We start from the raw sequence: 17,778 nt of genomic DNA on the forward strand, positions 1-17,778 counted from the left end.
TTTAGTTATAAAAATTATTTATATTTAGTCTAAATAAGTTTTGTTTTGTGGGAGTTGGATGATATATTTGCATCGCAATTTAAAATCAATCTAAATAATAATCATGTTTAATAAGTTAAGTTTATTCTTGATTTTGGCAGTTCAAATGTCATTTTCACAATCTAAAATTATTGGGACAATTCTTGATCCTAATAAAGATACCGTAGCTTTTGCTAATGTTTTACTAACAGGAACAAACATAGGAACGACCACTAATGAAGCTGGTGTTTTTGAGTTTAATAATCTTTCATCTGGGGCATATACAATCAAGGTAAGTTTTGTAGGCTATAGATCAACAATTAAAACTGTAGTCTTAAAAGACAACGAGACGTTGAAGCTGGAAATTATCTTAGAAACCGATTCAGATTTAGAAGAAATAGAACTATTTGGAAATCGATTTAAACGTCCGGATAAAATCGAAGCTCTAACAAGATTACCTCTAGAACCATACGAACAAATTCAGAGTATTTCTATTATTTCCGATAAGGGCATTACGCAACAAGGGAATTTAACCATTTCTGATGCCACGAAAAATGTGCCTGGGGTGTACACATTTGCAACTTATGGAAATAAGAGAGAGAGTATGTCGTCTCGTGGATTCAGAGGAATTCCAATCTTAAAAAATGGGGTACGAGTACATTCCGATTTTAGAGGAACAGGTATTTTAACCGATATGCAGGGGGTTGATAATATTCAGGTGCTTAAAGGCGCTGCAGCCATCACCCAAGGGGTGGCTACCGATTTAGGAAGTCCGGGTGGTGTTATTAATATTGTCACTAAAACACCTAAATACTATTTTGGAGGAAATGCCGCTTTACGTGTTGGTAGTTTCGGGCAGGCTAGAACCACGTTTGATGTTTATGGGCCATTGGCAAAAACCGAAAATGTGGCGTTTAGAATTAACGGAGCTTTAGAGCGTGCCGATAGTTTTAGAAAAGGCGTGTCGTCTGATCGTTTTTATATTAATCCGTCGTTACAATGGAAAGTGGATAGCAAATCGACGATTACATTAGAAATGGATTATATGGACGATAGCAGAACACCAGATTTAGGAACAGTAAATTTGGGTGAGAATGATACTAATGCGATTTACGATTTACCTTATGATCAGTTTTTAGGCTATACCAACGATAAATCACTTACCACCAATAGCACGTATTCTGTGCGTTTTGATCGTGAATTAACCGATAAATTATCTTTAAAAGCCGCGTATTTTAAATCGAATTTAGATTTAGATGATAAAGGTGTGAGTTTAGGGTCGGTGGTGAATGATGAATTTGGAGATCCAATTTACAATCAGCGTAAGCGAGGCTATTCGATGTCTACCAGAAAAGATGCCAATAGCGTTTTACAATTCGATTTAATAGGAGATGAGTTGAAAACCGGAAGTGTTTCGCATAGTTTTCAGGTTGGATTCGATTACAGAACTACAAAATATAGCACGACTTCACAACGTATAACTACGGTAGATACAATTGATGTATTTGCTTCAGTGAATCATTTACTACCGGGTAATTTATCTTTCGGAAATGAAACTTTGGCAGGATCTCAATCTAGAGCTATAGGTTTTGTGGCTCAGGATGTGATTACGTTTAACTCTTGGGTAAAAACCTTTTTAGGTTTACGCTACAGTAAAACACAAACTGATGCCGAAACCGAAACGACTGAAAGTGATGCATTTAATCCGTTGGTAGGGGTTATTGTAACACCAGTTAAGAATGCCAACGTATTTGTATCTTATACCAATAGTTCATATCCAAGAACCGGAACACGTTTAGATGTGAACGGTAATCAGTTGGGTAACGAGCGTTTTGATCAGTTTGAGACAGGGATTAAAACCAATTGGTTAGATAATCGTTTACGTTTCAACTTTACTTTCTTCAAAATTAATAATAAAGATATCAATTTGCCGGTTTACGATGAAAACTGGATCGCAACGGGATATTACCAAAAAGGAGGAAATGATGAAAGAAAAGGAGTAGAGGTCGAGTTAAGCGGACATATTTTAGATAATTTAGAAGTTATAACCGGATATTCTTATATAGACGCGCAGTACAAAGAGCACACCTCGTATGTGTACGGTTCGGCCCCGTTAAATACGCCTAAGCACACATTTAATGCTTATGCGAATTATAAATTCAAGCAAAAGTTAGAAGGTTTATCATTGGGAGCAGGTGTTTATAATACCGGAGAGCGACCAATTAATGACTGGAGTTCAGGAGCAGTAACCCATGAAGGGATTGTGCCAAATCAAAAGCCATTTACTGTTGATGCTTATACACAAGTTAATGCGCAGATAGCCTACAATTTTAACCGTCACTGGAATTTTAGATTTATTATGAATAATATTTTCGACGAAATAGGTTATAATGCTTACAGAACAAGTTATATCAACCAAACCGATCCAAGAAATTTTGCAGGTGTGTTAACATATTCATTTTAATTAGTAATTGATCACTCAAGGTGTAATCTTTTTAAGGTTGCACTTTAAGTATTTATAGTTTTAAAATATGTCAAAAAAAAGAGCCTATAGTTTTAGAACGTTTATTAATGATATCCATCTGTGGATGGGAATCGGCAGTGGTATTATAATTTTTTTAGTGTGTTTAAGCGGCACATTTCTGGCTTTTGAACATGAGATAAAAGAGGTTTTTTTAGAATCTATCGAGGTTAAAGAACAAGCTGAAAGAGCTTCAGTACAGCATTTGGTTGAATCTTTAAAAGCGTCAAATTCCGGATTTGTAACCGGTGTGACTATTCCAAGTGCTTCAAATGAACCCTATAAGTTTTTAGTAAAAAAGGATTTAAAAGAACGTCGCGGATCGAAAGTATTAGTAAATCCATATACATCTGAAGCCTATAAAGTAGAAAAATCTGGAGCAGATGCTTTTTTAATGGTGATGTTTCGACTGCACCGCTGGTTGTTATTAGATATTAACATTGGTCGACCCATTGTAGGGGTGGCAACCATTATCTTTTTGATTTTATCCATTTCAGGTCTGGTTTTATGGTTTCCTAAAAAGATGAAATGGAATCAATTTAAGCAAGGTTTTAAAATTAAAACGAAAGCCAATTGGAAACGCATCAATCACGATTTGCATAATACCTTAGGGTTTTATTCTTGTATTTTCATTTTAATTATGGCTATAACAGGTTTGTGCTGGCCTTTTGAGGGCTATAAAGAAGGTTTAGGAAATTTAATAGGCGCTAAAATTTTTGACAGAGGAAGTTTTGAGTACCATTCAGAACAAGTGTCAGAAACCCTGATTTCCATTGATGAAGCGATAGCTAAAGCGAACGAGGTCTTAAATTATAATGGAGAGCTTTCAGTAAGTTTTCCAGATAAGCGAAATAACTATTACCGATTTTCTAAAATTGCAGATGCGAACTGGTCGCCGGTAACTTCAGATAAATTATACTTAGATACTTCCGGAAAGGTTTTAAATGTAGAATGGTTTGACGATAAACCGTTAAATACAAAAATAGCGTCGTTAATACGACCAATTCATACGGGAGAAATTTATGGAACATGTTCAAAGATTATTTATTTTCTTGCTTGTTTAATAGGAACGAGCTTGCCTGTAACCGGAACTATTATCTGGATCAATAAATTGAAAAAGAAAAATAAGAAAAAGAAGGCTAATGTGGTTTTAAGGAAAAGTGCTTAATAGACTGTTCTAGTCAGGTTTTGAATAAAAAGGGGCTTCTGTTTTTCAGAAGCCTTTTTGTTTACTTTTCTTATTCATAAGTTTTTAGATTTTATATTTCGTTGATTTTATTATCTTTAAGTAAGATAAATTGAAACGTTGTGAAATGAGTTTTAATTAAAAAGTTGATTTTGACTTGAACAATTAGTAGCGAATTACATCTGACTTATAAAACAATAAAAATTGAAACAGATGAAAGAACACCGAGTAACCACAGATTTTTCTACAGGTCAGGCTCAGATTTTTAAAAATCCATTTTTAGAGAGCTTGACCAAAACCAATCCAACCTCCAATATTATTGTTTATGGTATTACTATTTTGCTGTTAGCCTATTTAGCTATCGATGTAGTAGGGCTTTCTATTCTTAGTTTCCTTATCTTATTTATTACAGGTTTTGTGTTCTGGACTTTAGCCGAATATTTACTCCATCGTTATTTGTTTCACTGGTATAACGACTGGAAATGGACACAGCGTTTTCATTTTATAATGCATGGTTCGCATCATGAATATCCAAAAGATAAAGAGCGTTTACTTATGCCGCCAGTTCCAGGTTTAATTCTGGCGTCCTTTCTGTTTTCTATATTTTATGTGGTATTCTGGATTTTCGGGTTTTCATCCTTTACTTTCGGATTTTTTCCGGGTTTTTTTCTAGGATATTTAATGTATTCGTTTGTACACCGAGCCATTCACATGAAACGGCCTCCAAAACGTTTTAAATATTTGTGGCATCATCATAATTTACACCATTATCAGTATCCTAATAAAGCTTACGGAGTGTCTAACACTTTTTGGGATAAAGTTTTTGGTACCATGCCACCAAAGCCAACCCGAAAAGAGGTTTAATTTAGTCTTGGAAAACCTGACCGCGATGAGGTTTTAAAGCATCTCGAATGGGCTTCATTTTATCTTCGTCAACTACCAAATAGGCAATGGCATGCATCTCGTTTAAAATGTCGAAACCGGTTAAAATGTTTTCCAGCTTTTCCAGTTGAACATATTCTTTCAGGTGAATTTCGTGATGTTCGGCTGTTTTATGGGCTGCAGGACCTCTAAAGTCCCAAATTAATTTAAGTCTGCGCATGCGTTTTATGCAATAAAATTGAATGCCGAAAGTTAAAAAGATATAATGAAAACCACACTTAAAATTTATCTTTTCAAAGCTTGGTTAAAGCAACTTGTATTATAGCATTATATTAGTATTTTTGTTGCTACGGTATAAATTTTTAATATGAATATAAAGTATAGTCTTGTTTTATTCTTCGCATCGTTTTTATTTCAGGTAAATGCCCAAATTTCAAAAGAAACCGTTTTATTTACAGTAGACGGCGATTCGGTTACCGCTTCAGAATTTATTAGGGTTTACAATAAGAATTTAGATTTGGTGCAAGACGAATCGCAAAAGGATGTTGATGAGTATTTAAAACTTTTTACCAATTACAAGCTGAAATTAAAAGAAGCCAGAGCCTTAATGCTGGATGAAAAGCCATCGTATATACGAGAACTATCGAACTATAAAAAACAGTTGGCAAGCAGTTATATTACCGATAATAAAGTAACTGAAGAATTGGTAGAAGAAGCCTATAATCGCGTATCTTATGATGTAAAGGCGACACATATTCTTATTAAATTACCGGAGAATGCTAGTCCGAGTGATACCTTAGTGGCTTATAACGATATAATGAAACTTCGTGATCGCGCTTTAACAGAAGGTTTTGAAAAGGTTAGACAGGAAGTACACAACGGACAAACCATTTACGGTGAAGATTTAGATTGGTTTTCAGGGTTTAAGATGGTGTATAAGTTTGAGAATGCAGCTTATAATACACCGGTAGGCGAAATTTCAAAGCCATTCAGAACACGTTTTGGCTACCACATTGTAAATGTTCAGGATAAGCGTAAATCGAGAGGTGAACGCACTGTGGCTCATATTATGATCTTAACAAGTAAGGAAGATGTGAATCAGGAGCAGGCAGCTGAAAGAATTCAGGATATTTATAAAAAACTTCAGCAAGGTGAAACTTTCGAAACCTTGGCCAAACAATTTTCCGAAGATAAAAGTACAGCTTCAAATGGTGGACGTTTAACTCCGATAAGTAGTGGTCAGTTAAATTCAAAAATATTTGAAGATACTGTATTTGGTTTAAAAGAAGAAGGCGATATTTCAGAACCTATAAAAACTGACTATGGTTGGCATATTATAAAGCTTTTAAATAAAAAGCCAATTGCCGCATATGAAGATATGCGCCCTGAATTAGAGCAAATGGTAAAACGTGATGAGCGTTCAAAATTAATTGATGAGGCTTTGTATACAAAGTTAAGAGCGAAATACGGTGTTTCAGAAAAACAACCGGCATTACCTTATTTTATTGGACTTTTAAATGATGATTATTACAGGTTGTCATGGCAGTTGCCCGTGGCTTTTGAAGCTAATAAACCTTTGGTTAGGATTGGAACAGAACAACTTTTATTCAAAGATTTCGGAAATTTTCTTGTTAAGAATCAGCATTACAATCGCAGTGCAGATACTTTCGAAAGTATCGTAAATAAGGCATATTCAACGTTTTTAAATACTAATCTTGTAAAATATCAGGAGGAGCATTTAGAAGAGGAAGACGAAGATTTCGCCAATATTGTTGCTGAATATCGCGATGGTTTGTTGCTATTCGACTTGATGGAAAGTACTATTTGGGATGCGGCCAAAACCGATTCTTTAGGTGTTCAGAATTATTTTAACGAACACAAAGAGAAATATATGGCACCTGAAAAAATGGATGCTATTGTAGCCTCATCGGCTCAGCAAAAGACATTAAAAAAAGTATCGAAGTTAATGGTACAAGGCATGTCTGTTGAAGATATTAAGACGTTGGTGAATAGTAATGATAAAATAGATGTTATCTTTACAGAAGAAATTATGGATGCGAATCATCAGGCGTTACCAGAGCATTTTGAATTTAAAAAAGGGATTTCTAAAATATACAAGCATAACGATGCGTTTGTATTGGTAGAGGTAAAAGATATTCTGCCTCAAACTCAAAAAACTTTCGAAGAATCAAAAGGGCTGGTGCTTAGTGATTATCAAACCTACAAAGAGGAGCAGTGGGTAGCCGAACTGGCAGCAAAGTATCCGGTTGTAGTAAATCAAGAGGTTTTAAAGGAAGTAAAGTCTCAACTAAAAACTAAATAAGTGCGATTAAAATTTCTCTCGGTATTATCGTTGCTTTTGGCGACTTCTTGTCATTTCTTTAAAGAAGTAGACGACCGTATTCCTGTGGCGCGCGTTAATGAGGCATATCTTTATTACGATGATATTAAAGATTTGGTATCTGAAGGCACTTCAAAAGAAGATAGCACCTTGTTGGTTCAAAATTACATTAATCAATGGGCAACGCAGCAATTATTGGTGGATGGTGCGATGCGGAATTTAAGCGAAACCACACAAAATGGCTTTAATAAGCTGGTTAATCAGTATAAAAACGATTTATATACCAAAGCGTATGTAGAGGCCTTGGTGACACGAACTATCGATTCGGTTATTTCAAAAGAAGAGGCTGAGACATATTATAACATCAATAAAGACGCCTTTAAATTAAACGAAGAATTAATTAAGTTTAGGTACGTTCATATTGATGAAAATATGAATAATTATAAGTCTGTGGTTGAGCGATTTAAGCGTTTTAATGAGAAGGATAAACGGGTTTTAGATTCGTTGTCTATTCAGTTTAAGTCGTATTCGTTAAACGATTCTATCTGGATAAAAGCCAGTCAGGTGGTAAAAAAAATTACAGCCATTACTCCTGAAAATAAAGATGAACTGTTAAAAAAATCTAATTTTGTGCAGCTCAAAGATTCATTAGGAGTATATTTGATGCAAGTGAACGATGTGTTATTGCCTAAACAAACGGCGCCGTTGGAGTATGTAAAACCAACCATAGACCAAATCGTTATTAATAAGAGAAAGCTGGAGCTTATCAAAAAAATAGAAAAAGATATAACTAAAGATGCCATTACAAATAAACAATTCGAAATCTATAAATAATTTGAAACATATATTGGGGTTATGCATTGCATTACTTGGGGCACAAGTAATGATTGCACAAGAAATCATTCAAGATGAAGTAAAGGAAGAAGCCGTTAAAGAAACAGCTCCGGTAAATAAAAACGCTAAAAAAGTAGATGGTGTAGCAGCAGTTGTTGGAGACTATATTTTACTTGATTCTGATGTTGATAAGGCTTATGTGCAGTTACAGGCTCAAGGCGTAAATACAAAAGATATTGGCCGTTGTGAATTGTTTGGTAAACTGTTAGAAGATAAATTATACGCACACCACGCTATTCAGGATAGTATTGTGGTATCTGATGCACAAATCAGACAAAATGTAGATCACCAAATAGAACAGTTTTTGCAATCTACAAGCGGTTCTATGGAGGCGCTTTTAAAGTTTTATAATAAAGATGACGAACAAAGTTTCAGAGATGAAATGTTCGAAATCAATAAAGCGAACATGTTAGCACAGGAAATGCAGAAAAAAATTGTTGGTGAAATTGAAATTACTCCTGAAGAAGTACGTGAGTTTTTTAATAAAATTCCTAAAGAGCAACGACCAACTTTCGGTACTGAGTTAAAAGTGGCACAAATTGTTGCAGAACCTAAAGTAACTGAAGAAGAAAGACAACGTGTTATTAATCAGTTAAAAGAGTTTAAAAGAGATATTCTTGAAAACGGAGCAAGTTTCCGTTCTAAAGCAGTTTTATATTCAGAGGATCCTGGTTCGGCCAGTAAAGGAGGAAAATATATCTTAAACAGAAATCAGCCCCGAATGGTTAGGGAATTCAGACAAGTCGCTTTCGCACTTCAAGAAGGTGAAATTTCAGAGCCTTTTAAAACTGATTTTGGTTACCATATTATTTACTGCGAACAAATTAGAGGTCAGGAACGTGACGTCGCACATATATTGCTAACACCAAAAGTGTCAGACGAGGCGATAAAAGAAGCCAGAGAACGTTTAGAGAAAGTAAGACAACGTATTGTTGACGGTGAAATTTCTTTTGCTGATGCAGCCAGAGAGGCCAGTGATGAAAAGGAAACTAGAGGTGATGGGGGGCAGATGATTAATCCAGAAACGCAGGATTATAATTTTGAATTAACTAGAATGGAACCGGAACTGTATTCTCAAATTCAAAGTTTAAAAGACAACGAAGTAAGTCTGGTTTATAAAGAAGAAGATCACACAGGCAAGGTGACGTTTAAAATATTAAAAGTTACCGATAGAATTGATGAGCATGAGGCAGATTACGCACGCGATTATTTAAAAATTAAGCAACTGGCATTAGATGAAAAGAAAATTGATGCTATTGCTAAATGGCAGGAAGAAAAAATCATGGATACTTACATAAAAATTAGTGGTGAGTATAGAGATTGTAATTTTTCAAGTAACTGGTTAAAAAAATAATATATGTCCGATGTTTCCGCTATTGAACAATTTGTAAAGCAGTATAAAGATTTAAAAACTGAAATCGCCAAAGTTATTGTTGGTCAGGATGAGGTTGTAAATCAAATATTAATTTCTATTTTTTCTGGCGGACACTCACTTCTTATAGGTGTTCCTGGTTTAGCAAAAACCCTAATGGTTAATACCATTGCTCAGGCTTTAGGCTTAGACTTTAAGCGTATTCAGTTTACGCCCGATTTAATGCCTAGCGATATTTTGGGGAGTGAAATTTTAGATGAAGACCGTCATTTTAAATTCATTAAAGGTCCGATTTTCTCGAATATCATTTTAGCAGACGAGATTAACAGAACGCCTCCTAAAACGCAGGCTGCTTTATTGGAAGCCATGCAGGAACGCGCGGTAACTGTTGCTGGTCATCATTACAAATTAGCGTTGCCATATTTTGTTTTAGCAACGCAAAACCCAATTGAGCAGGAGGGAACATATCCGTTACCTGAAGCCCAGTTAGACCGTTTTATGTTTGCCATTAATTTAGATTACCCAACTTTTGAAGAAGAGGTACAAGTGGTAAAATCGACAACGACTGATACACAGAAAACCATAAATGCATTGTTTACAGCAAAGCAGATTATCGATTTTCAACAATTAATTCGTCGTATTCCGGTAGCCGATAATGTTGTAGAATACGCAGTAACGATGGTGGGTAAAACCAGGCCGAATTCTGATGCGGCTGCTGAGTTGGTTAAGAATTACATTGATTGGGGCGCAGGGCCGAGAGCATCACAAAACTTAATCCTTGCAGCTAAAACCCATGCGGCTATTCATGGTAAATTTTCACCAGATATTGAAAATGTGCAGGCCGTCGCTTCAGGAATCTTAAGACACCGTATTATTAAAAATTACAAAGCCGAAGCCGAAGGTATAACCGAAGATCAAATCATTAAGAGTTTATTTTAAATCTTAAATAACTATAATAATAGATAGTAGGCATAGAATTTTAGGATTAGATGCTATTCGTGCATTAGCTATTCTATTAGTACTATTTTCTCATTCAACTTTATTATTGTTTCCTAATGAAAATACGCTGGTGCTTACCGCTATTCGTTTTCTGGGAACCATTGGTGTCGATTTGTTTTTTGTATTAAGTGGTTATTTAATTGGCGGAATTATTTTAAAACAATTAGAAGCCGGAAAGACATCGCTTAATGATTTCATCTATTTCTGGATTCGTCGCTGGTTTAGAACTTTGCCTAATTACTTTTTAGTTCTGGTTTTAAATATTCTGTTGTTTTATTTTTTTTCAGGGGAAATTATAAACGGATTAGGAAATTACTTTTTGTTTCTGCAAAATTTTGTAACACCACAGCCAGATTTTTTTACCGAATCATGGAGTTTATCTATTGAGGAGTATGCCTATATCATAGGGCCTTTATTATTGTATTTAATCATCAGATTAATCAAGCCTGTTAATAAACGAATTTGGTTTCTATGGGTTTCTGTGCTTCTCATCATTACTTCTGCAATCATGAGATATAATTTTCATATAAATCACAGTATTCTTTCAGACGGAGCATGGAGTGGAGGTCTTAGAAAAGTTGTTATTTACAGATTAGATAGTATTTATTTCGGTTTTGTATTCATTTATTTAATGAATAAATATAGATCAGCTTTTGAGAGATATACAAAAACCATGTTTGTGTTAGGATTTGGAGTGTTTTTATCAACACATATACTAATTGCCCTATTGGGTTTAACGCCGGTTAATACACCATTGTTTTTCAATGTGTTTTATTTGCCTATATTGTCTGTTTGCTTATTGTTGCTTTTTCCTTCTTTAATAACGATTGATACTTTTAATTACGTAAAATTACTTATAACTAAATTAAGTATTATTTCCTATGCACTTTATTTGCTGAATTATTCAGTCATATTGTTAACTATTCAACATTTTACTGATGTTTGTGAAGCTTCATTAACAGTTAAAATAATAACTTTGCTAACTTATTGGAGCTTGTCAATTTATTTGAGTCATTTGTTATATACGTATTTTGAAAAACCCATGATGAATTTAAGAGATAAGCCATTTTTTAAAAGAATACTGAGTTAAAGTAAGTTAGCAAATAAGCATTTTTTTATAGAATTTCTTTAAAAAACAGCAAGCTATATTTAATAATTATGGTACTATAATAATTAAGTATAAATACGGATTGTATTCCGTTTTTTATTTTTAAAACTTTGCATTAATTCAGTACTTTTGCCAGGCTAAATAAAAAACTAAGTTAAACGGCTTTGTTATAATAAGTAAGGGTTGTAATCAGTCTTTTGAATACAGCCGTATCAGGTTATGTTCAAGGTCTTAAAATCGAAATGACTTCTAATAATATGAATATGTACAACGATTACATCAAGGAAATCGAAGAACGAAAAGCTCAAGGGCTTCACCCAAAACCAATTGATGGAGCTGATTTGTTAAGCGAAATCATAGAGCAAATTAAGGATTTAAATAACGAAAATCGCGAAGATTCGCTTAAATTTTTTATCTACAATGTAGTGCCTGGAACAACGGGAGCTGCAGGAGTAAAAGCAAAGTTTTTAAAAGAGATTATTCTTGGTGATGCTGTTGTAGCGGAAATTACGCCAACATTTGCTTTCGAATTACTTTCTCATATGAAAGGGGGGCCTTCTATTGAAGTGCTTTTAGATTTAGCTTTAGGAAATGATGTAGCTATTGCTAAGCAAGCAGCCGAAGTTTTAAAAACACAGGTGTTCTTATACGAAGCAGATACCGCACGTTTAGAAGAAGCGTACAAAGCAGGTAATGCTGTGGCGAAAGAGTTATTAGAGAGTTATGCTCAAGCAGAATTCTTTACAAAACTTCCTGAAGTTGAAGAGAAAATAGAAATCGTAACCTTTATTGCTGGAACAGGTGACATTTCAACTGATTTATTATCTCCGGGAGCAGATGCACACTCAAGATCAGATCGTGAGTTACACGGGCAGTGTATCTTCGAGCACAATAAAGACATGCAGCAAGAATTAACTGCATTAAAAGCGCAACATCCAGATAAACGTGTGATGTTAATCGCTGAAAAAGGAACTATGGGAGTGGGATCTTCAAGAATGTCTGGTGTAAATAACGTAGCGTTATGGACCGGTATTCAAGCAAGTCCTTATGTCCCATTTATTAATATTGCGCCGATTATTGCAGGAACAAACGGTATTTCTCCAATTTTCTTAACAACAGTTGGTGTGACAGGTGGTATTGGTATCGACCTTAAAAACTGGGTTAAGAAAACCGACGAAGCTGGTAACACAGTGTTAGATGAAAATGGGGATCCGGTTTTAGAGCAGGCGTATTCAGTAGAAACTGGTACGGTTCTTACAATTAATACTAAAGAGAAAAAGTTATATAATGGCGATCAGGAATTAATTGATATTTCAGCGTCGTTAACACCTCAAAAAGTTGAATTCATCAAAGCAGGTGGATCTTATGCTGTAGTTTTTGGTAAAAAATTACAAACAATCGCAGCAGGTATTTTAGGTGTTGAAATTCCAACGGTTTATGCGCCTTCTAAAGAAATCTCTGTGGAAGGTCAAGGGTTAACCGCTGTAGAGAAAATCTTCAATAAAAATGCTGTAGGAACAACACCAGGTAAAACATTACATGCAGGTTCTGATGTTCGTGTTGAAGTAAACATTGTAGGGTCTCAGGATACTACAGGATTAATGACATCTCAGGAATTAGAGGCGATGGCAGCCACTGTTATTTCTCCAATTGTTGATGGTGCTTACCAATCAGGATGTCATACTGCTTCGGTTTGGGATAACAAATCGAAAGCGAACATTCCTAAATTAATGAAATTTATGAATGACTTCGGATTAATCACGGCGCGTGACCCTAAAGGAAAATACCACGCTATGACCGACGTTATTCACAAAGTATTAAACGATATTACTATTGATGACTGGGCTATCATCATCGGTGGTGACTCTCACACACGAATGTCTAAAGGTGTGGCTTTCGGAGCCGATTCAGGAACCGTGGCTTTAGCTTTGGCAACAGGAGAGGCGACTATGCCAATTCCTCAGTCTGTTAAAGTAACTTTTAAAGGAGAAATGAAATCTTATATGGATTTCCGTGATGTGGTTCATGCAACACAACAACAAATGTTAAAGCAATTTGGTGGTGAAAACGTATTCCAAGGTCGTGTTATCGAAGTACATATTGGTACCTTAACATCAGATCAAGCCTTTACATTTACCGATTGGACAGCTGAAATGAAAGCCAAGGCGTCTATCTGTATTTCTGAAGACGATACTTTAATCGAATCTTTAGAAATCGCAAGAGATCGTATTCAAATCATGATTGAAAAAGGTATGGATAACGATAAACAAGTGCTTCAAGGGCTTATTGATAAAGCAAACACGAGAATCGAAGAGATTAAATCGGGTTCTAAACCAGCATTACGTCCTGATTCTAATGCAAAATATTTTGCTGAAGTGGTTATTGATTTAGATGAAATCGTTGAGCCTATGATTGCCGATCCAGACGTAAACAACGATGATGTTTCTAAACGTTATACGCACGACACCATCCGTCCGTTATCTTTCTATGGTGGTACTAAACAAGTAGATTTAGGTTTCGTAGGATCTTGTATGGTTCACAAAGGAGATATGAAGATATTAGCTCAGATGTTAAAGAATATCGAAGCACAACAAGGAAAAGTTGAGTTTAAAGCGCCTTTAGTTGTGGCTCCTCCAACATATAACATTGTAGATGAGTTAAAAGCTGAAGGTGACTGGGAAGTATTACAGAAATATTCAGGTTTTGAATTCGACGATAATGCACCTAAAGGTTTAGCACGAACTAAATACGAAAATATGCTTTACTTAGAGCGTCCGGGTTGTAACTTATGTATGGGTAATCAGGAAAAAGCTGAGCCAGGAGATACTGTAATGGCAACATCTACACGTTTATTCCAAGGTCGCGTGGTTAAAGATTCGGGTGAGAAAAAAGGAGAATCTTTATTGTCATCTACTCCGGTAGTAGTATTATCTACAATTTTAGGTAGAACACCTAATATTGAAGAGTATCAAGCTGCAGTAGAGGGTATTGTTTTAACAAAGTTTAAACCACCTCACAAGCAATTGAGTACAGCCGCAATGGCTTACTAAAGAAAAAAGTAACTCATAATATATAAACCGAGTCTGAATGAAAATTCAGGCTCGGTTTTTTTATAGCGTTCATTTTAAAAAGAAACAGATGCTTTTCATAAGATAAACTCAATATAAATAGACTAATATTTAGTTAATTAGTAAGTGGCATCGCAATTTTTTTAATAAATTAGAGGGAATTTAAATACATTAAAAAAAGAAAAGAATATGGCATTTGATATTGAAATGATTAAAGGCGTTTATTCCAGAATGGCAGAGCGCGTTGATACCGCTCGTAAAGTTGTGGGGAAACCTTTAACGCTTTCTGAGAAAATATTGTATAATCACCTATGGGATGGTAATCCAACTACCGCATTTACAAGAGGTAAAGATTATGTCGATTTCGCTCCAGATAGAATCGCATGTCAGGATGCTACAGCGCAGATGGCTTTATTGCAATTTATGCAAGCTGGAAAAAGTAAAGTTGCGGTGCCAACTACTGTACATTGCGACCATTTAATTCAGGCAAAAGATGGTGCTGCTGCCGATTTAAAACATGCGAATAGTGTAAGTAGTGAAGTCTTTAACTTTTTAGAGTCTGTTTCAAATAAATATGGCATTGGTTTCTGGAAACCAGGAGCCGGTATTATTCACCAGGTTGTTTTGGAAAATTATGCATTTCCGGGAGGGATGATGATTGGAACCGATTCACATACGGTAAATGCTGGTGGCTTAGGTATGGTGGCTATTGGTGTTGGTGGTGCCGATGCCGTAGACGTTATGGCAGGTATGGCTTGGGAACTTAAGTTTCCGAAACTTATTGGGGTCAAGTTAACTGGTAAATTATCAGGTTGGACTGCTCCTAAAGATGTGATATTAAAAGTAGCTGAAATTCTTACTGTAAAGGGAGGAACTGGAGCTATTGTTGAATATTTCGGACCTGGAGCAACGGCTATGTCTTGTACTGGTAAAGGAACTATTTGCAATATGGGAGCCGAAATTGGAGCAACCACATCGACCTTTGGTTACGATGAATCTATGGAGCGTTACCTGCGTTCTACCGAAAGAGCTGATGTGGCCGACGCAGCGAATAAAGTAAAGGATTATTTAACTGCCGATCCTGAAGTTTATGCTAATCCTGAGCAGTATTTTGATCAGGTTATTGAAATTAATTTGTCTGAATTAAATCCGTTATTAAACGGTCCGTTTACACCCGATTTATCAACTCCGGCAGGAAAGGAAATGGGCGAGAAAGCAAAAGCCAACGATTGGCCAATGGTTGTGGAATGGGGATTAATTGGGTCTTGTACAAACTCCTCGTATGAAGATTTATCGCGTGCATCATCCATAGCTCAACAAGCCATCGATAAAGGACTTAAAATGAAATCTGAATTAGGAATCAATCCAGGTTCTGAACAAGTTCGTTATACTGCAGAACGCGATGGTATTCTTGAGGTTTTTGAAAAATTGGATGCTAAAATATTTACAAATGCTTGTGGACCATGTATTGGGCAGTGGGCACGTTACAGTGATCCTAAAAATGCACCAAAAAATAGCATAGTACATTCGTTCAACAGAAACTTTGCTAAACGTGCCGATGGTAATCCAAATACCCATGCTTTTGTGGCTTCTCCAGAATTAACAGCAGCTATTGCAATTGCAGGTCGTTTGGATTTCAATCCGATGACAGATAAGTTAATTAACGAAAATGGAGAAGAAGTTATGTTTGAAGAACCAACAGGATGGGAATTACCTCCAAAAGGTTTTGAAGTTAAAGATAATGGATATTTGGAACCAGAGAAAGACGGAAGCCATGTACATGTTAAGGTTGATCCAAACTCGGAAAGGCTTCAGTTATTAACGCCATTCACACCAATTGGTGATGAGATTAAAGGTGCTAAATTATTGATTAAAGCTTTTGGGAAATGTACGACAGACCATATTTCTATGGCTGGGCCTTGGTTGCGTTTCCGTGGTCATTTAGATAATATTTCTAATAACTGTTTAATTGGAGCAGTGAATGCTTATAATCAGCAAACAAACTTTGTTAAAAATCAATTAACCGGAGAGTATGGCGGCGTACCAGATGTACAGCGTCAATACAAAAAGGAAGGTATTAAAACAGTTGTGGTTGGTGATCATAACTACGGTGAAGGATCTTCTCGAGAGCATGCGGCTATGGAACCAAGGCATCTTGGAGTTGCTGCTGTGATTGTCAAGTCATTTGCACGTATTCACGAAACCAATCTTAAAAAGCAAGGTATGTTAGGTTTGACTTTTGATAATGAATCTGATTACGATTTAATTCAGGAGGATGATACGTTTAACTTCCTAGATTTAAATGAATTTGCACCAGATAAACAGTTAACTTTAGAGGTTGTTCATGCTGATGGTAGCAAAGATGTTATCAAGTTAAATCACACTTATAATGATGCTCAAATAGCATGGTATAAGGCAGGATCGGCATTAAATCTTATTGCAGCTCAAAATGCCTAATAGATATAAAATGAATTTAAAATCCAGCTTAACGGCTGGATTTTTTGTTTTACATCCCTAACTAAAAAACATTTATAATTGTACTTTTACCAAAACATTTTACTATGAATTCCAGAGCAGATCAACTTAAAGCATTTGATAGATTATTAACTATTATGGATGAACTGAGAGCGCAGTGTCCATGGGATAAAAAGCAAACCATGGAAACGCTTCGTCATTTAACTATTGAAGAAACCTACGAGTTAGGCGATGCTATCTTAGATAATGATCTGGAAGAGGTTAAAAAGGAATTAGGAGATGTACTGCTTCATATTGTATTTTATAGTAAAATAGGTAGTGAAACCAACGATTTCGATATTGCCGATGTATGTAATAGTATTTGCGAAAAATTAATCAGCAGACACCCGCATATTTATGGCGATGTAAAAGTTGAAAATGAAGAAGATGTTAAGCGTAATTGGGAAAACTTAAAGCTTAAAGAAGGGAAGAAGAGTGTTTTAGAAGGCGTACCTAATAGCTTGCCAGCTCTGGTTAAAGCCAATAGAATTCAGGAAAAAGTAGCAGGCGTAGGATTCGATTGGGAAGAGCCCAATCAAGTCTGGGAAAAGGTAGAAGAGGAACTTCAGGAATTAAAAACTGAAATCGATTCGAATAATACCGATGCTATAGAAAGTGAATTTGGCGATGTGTTATTTTCAATGGTAAATTATGCCAGATTTTTAAATGTGAATCCTGAAAATGCCTTAGAGCGCACTAATAAAAAATTCTCAAAGCGGTTCAAATATCTGGAGGAGAAAGCACAGGCCTTGAATAAACCTTTGAAAGAAATGACCTTAGCAGAAATGGATGTCTTTTGGGAAGAAGCAAAAAAGTTATAAAAGACTTTGAAAAAATGTTGACTTTCAGAACGATACATTGATATATTTCTAAAA

General features: G+C 35.5%; 12 protein-coding genes. 11 read left to right on the forward strand and 1 reads right to left on the reverse strand.

Annotation, left to right across the window (positions count from 1 at the left end; all coding sequences use genetic code 11):
- Nucleotides 1-103: 103 nt before the first annotated feature.
- The 3 genes from ICJ84_RS15770 to ICJ84_RS15780 all read left to right on the forward strand — a co-directional run bounded on the left by ICJ84_RS15770 (nt 104) and on the right by ICJ84_RS15780 (nt 4,589).
- A complete protein-coding gene (locus ICJ84_RS15770) occupies nt 104-2,482 on the forward strand; it encodes a TonB-dependent receptor (RefSeq protein WP_188217385.1) in 2,379 nt (792 codons plus the stop codon).
- 67 nt (nt 2,483-2,549) lie between these two features.
- Complete coding sequence (locus ICJ84_RS15775; RefSeq protein WP_188217386.1) at nt 2,550-3,707, forward strand: PepSY-associated TM helix domain-containing protein; 1,158 nt, start codon at nt 2,550-2,552, stop codon at nt 3,705-3,707.
- A gap of 231 nt (nt 3,708-3,938) precedes the next feature.
- On the forward strand, nt 3,939-4,589 hold the full coding sequence (locus tag ICJ84_RS15780; protein WP_188217387.1) for a sterol desaturase family protein: 651 nt from the start codon (nt 3,939-3,941) through the stop codon (nt 4,587-4,589).
- Between the two features lies 1 nt (nt 4,590).
- Here ICJ84_RS15780 and ICJ84_RS15785 read toward each other — a convergent pair whose 3' ends face one another.
- Nucleotides 4,591-4,827 (reverse strand): hypothetical protein, encoded by a 237-nt coding sequence (locus ICJ84_RS15785; RefSeq protein WP_188217388.1) that lies wholly within the window; start codon nt 4,825-4,827, stop codon nt 4,591-4,593.
- A 147-nt stretch (nt 4,828-4,974) separates the two neighbouring features.
- Between ICJ84_RS15785 and ICJ84_RS15790 the strand changes: the two genes are divergently transcribed.
- The 8 genes from ICJ84_RS15790 to mazG all read left to right on the forward strand — a co-directional run bounded on the left by ICJ84_RS15790 (nt 4,975) and on the right by mazG (nt 17,724).
- Nucleotides 4,975-6,930 (forward strand): peptidylprolyl isomerase, encoded by a 1,956-nt coding sequence (locus ICJ84_RS15790; protein WP_188217389.1) that lies wholly within the window; start codon nt 4,975-4,977, stop codon nt 6,928-6,930.
- Nucleotides 6,931-7,782 carry a peptidylprolyl isomerase gene (locus tag ICJ84_RS15795; protein ID WP_188217390.1) on the forward strand — a complete coding sequence of 284 codons (852 nt, stop codon included), beginning with the start codon at nt 6,931-6,933 and terminating at the stop codon, nt 7,780-7,782.
- Nucleotides 7,745-9,196 (forward strand): peptidylprolyl isomerase, encoded by a 1,452-nt coding sequence (locus tag ICJ84_RS15800; RefSeq protein ID WP_188217391.1) that lies wholly within the window; start codon nt 7,745-7,747, stop codon nt 9,194-9,196. The genes ICJ84_RS15795 and ICJ84_RS15800 overlap by 38 nt, the downstream gene beginning before the upstream one ends.
- Nucleotides 9,197-9,199: 3 nt before the next feature.
- Nucleotides 9,200-10,153 (forward strand): AAA family ATPase, encoded by a 954-nt coding sequence (locus tag ICJ84_RS15805; protein ID WP_188217392.1) that lies wholly within the window; start codon nt 9,200-9,202, stop codon nt 10,151-10,153.
- Nucleotides 10,154-10,190: 37 nt separating this feature from the next.
- On the forward strand, nt 10,191-11,303 hold the full coding sequence (locus tag ICJ84_RS15810; protein WP_345013603.1) for an acyltransferase family protein: 1,113 nt from the start codon (nt 10,191-10,193) through the stop codon (nt 11,301-11,303).
- Between the two features lie 275 nt (nt 11,304-11,578).
- Nucleotides 11,579-14,371 carry a bifunctional aconitate hydratase 2/2-methylisocitrate dehydratase gene (locus ICJ84_RS15815; RefSeq protein ID WP_188217484.1) on the forward strand — a complete coding sequence of 931 codons (2,793 nt, stop codon included), beginning with the start codon at nt 11,579-11,581 and terminating at the stop codon, nt 14,369-14,371.
- Between the two features lie 207 nt (nt 14,372-14,578).
- On the forward strand, nt 14,579-16,846 hold the full coding sequence (locus ICJ84_RS15820) for an aconitate hydratase (protein WP_188217393.1): 2,268 nt from the start codon (nt 14,579-14,581) through the stop codon (nt 16,844-16,846).
- 104 nt (nt 16,847-16,950) lie between these two features.
- Nucleotides 16,951-17,724: a nucleoside triphosphate pyrophosphohydrolase gene (gene mazG, locus ICJ84_RS15825; protein ID WP_188217394.1), complete on the forward strand. Its 774-nt coding sequence runs from the start codon at nt 16,951-16,953 to the stop codon at nt 17,722-17,724.
- The last annotated feature ends 54 nt before the right edge of the window (nt 17,725-17,778 follow it).

The sequence above is a fragment of the Aestuariibaculum suncheonense genome, assembly GCF_014596935.1.
In the GTDB taxonomy this organism is placed as follows: domain Bacteria; phylum Bacteroidota; class Bacteroidia; order Flavobacteriales; family Flavobacteriaceae; genus Aestuariibaculum; species Aestuariibaculum suncheonense.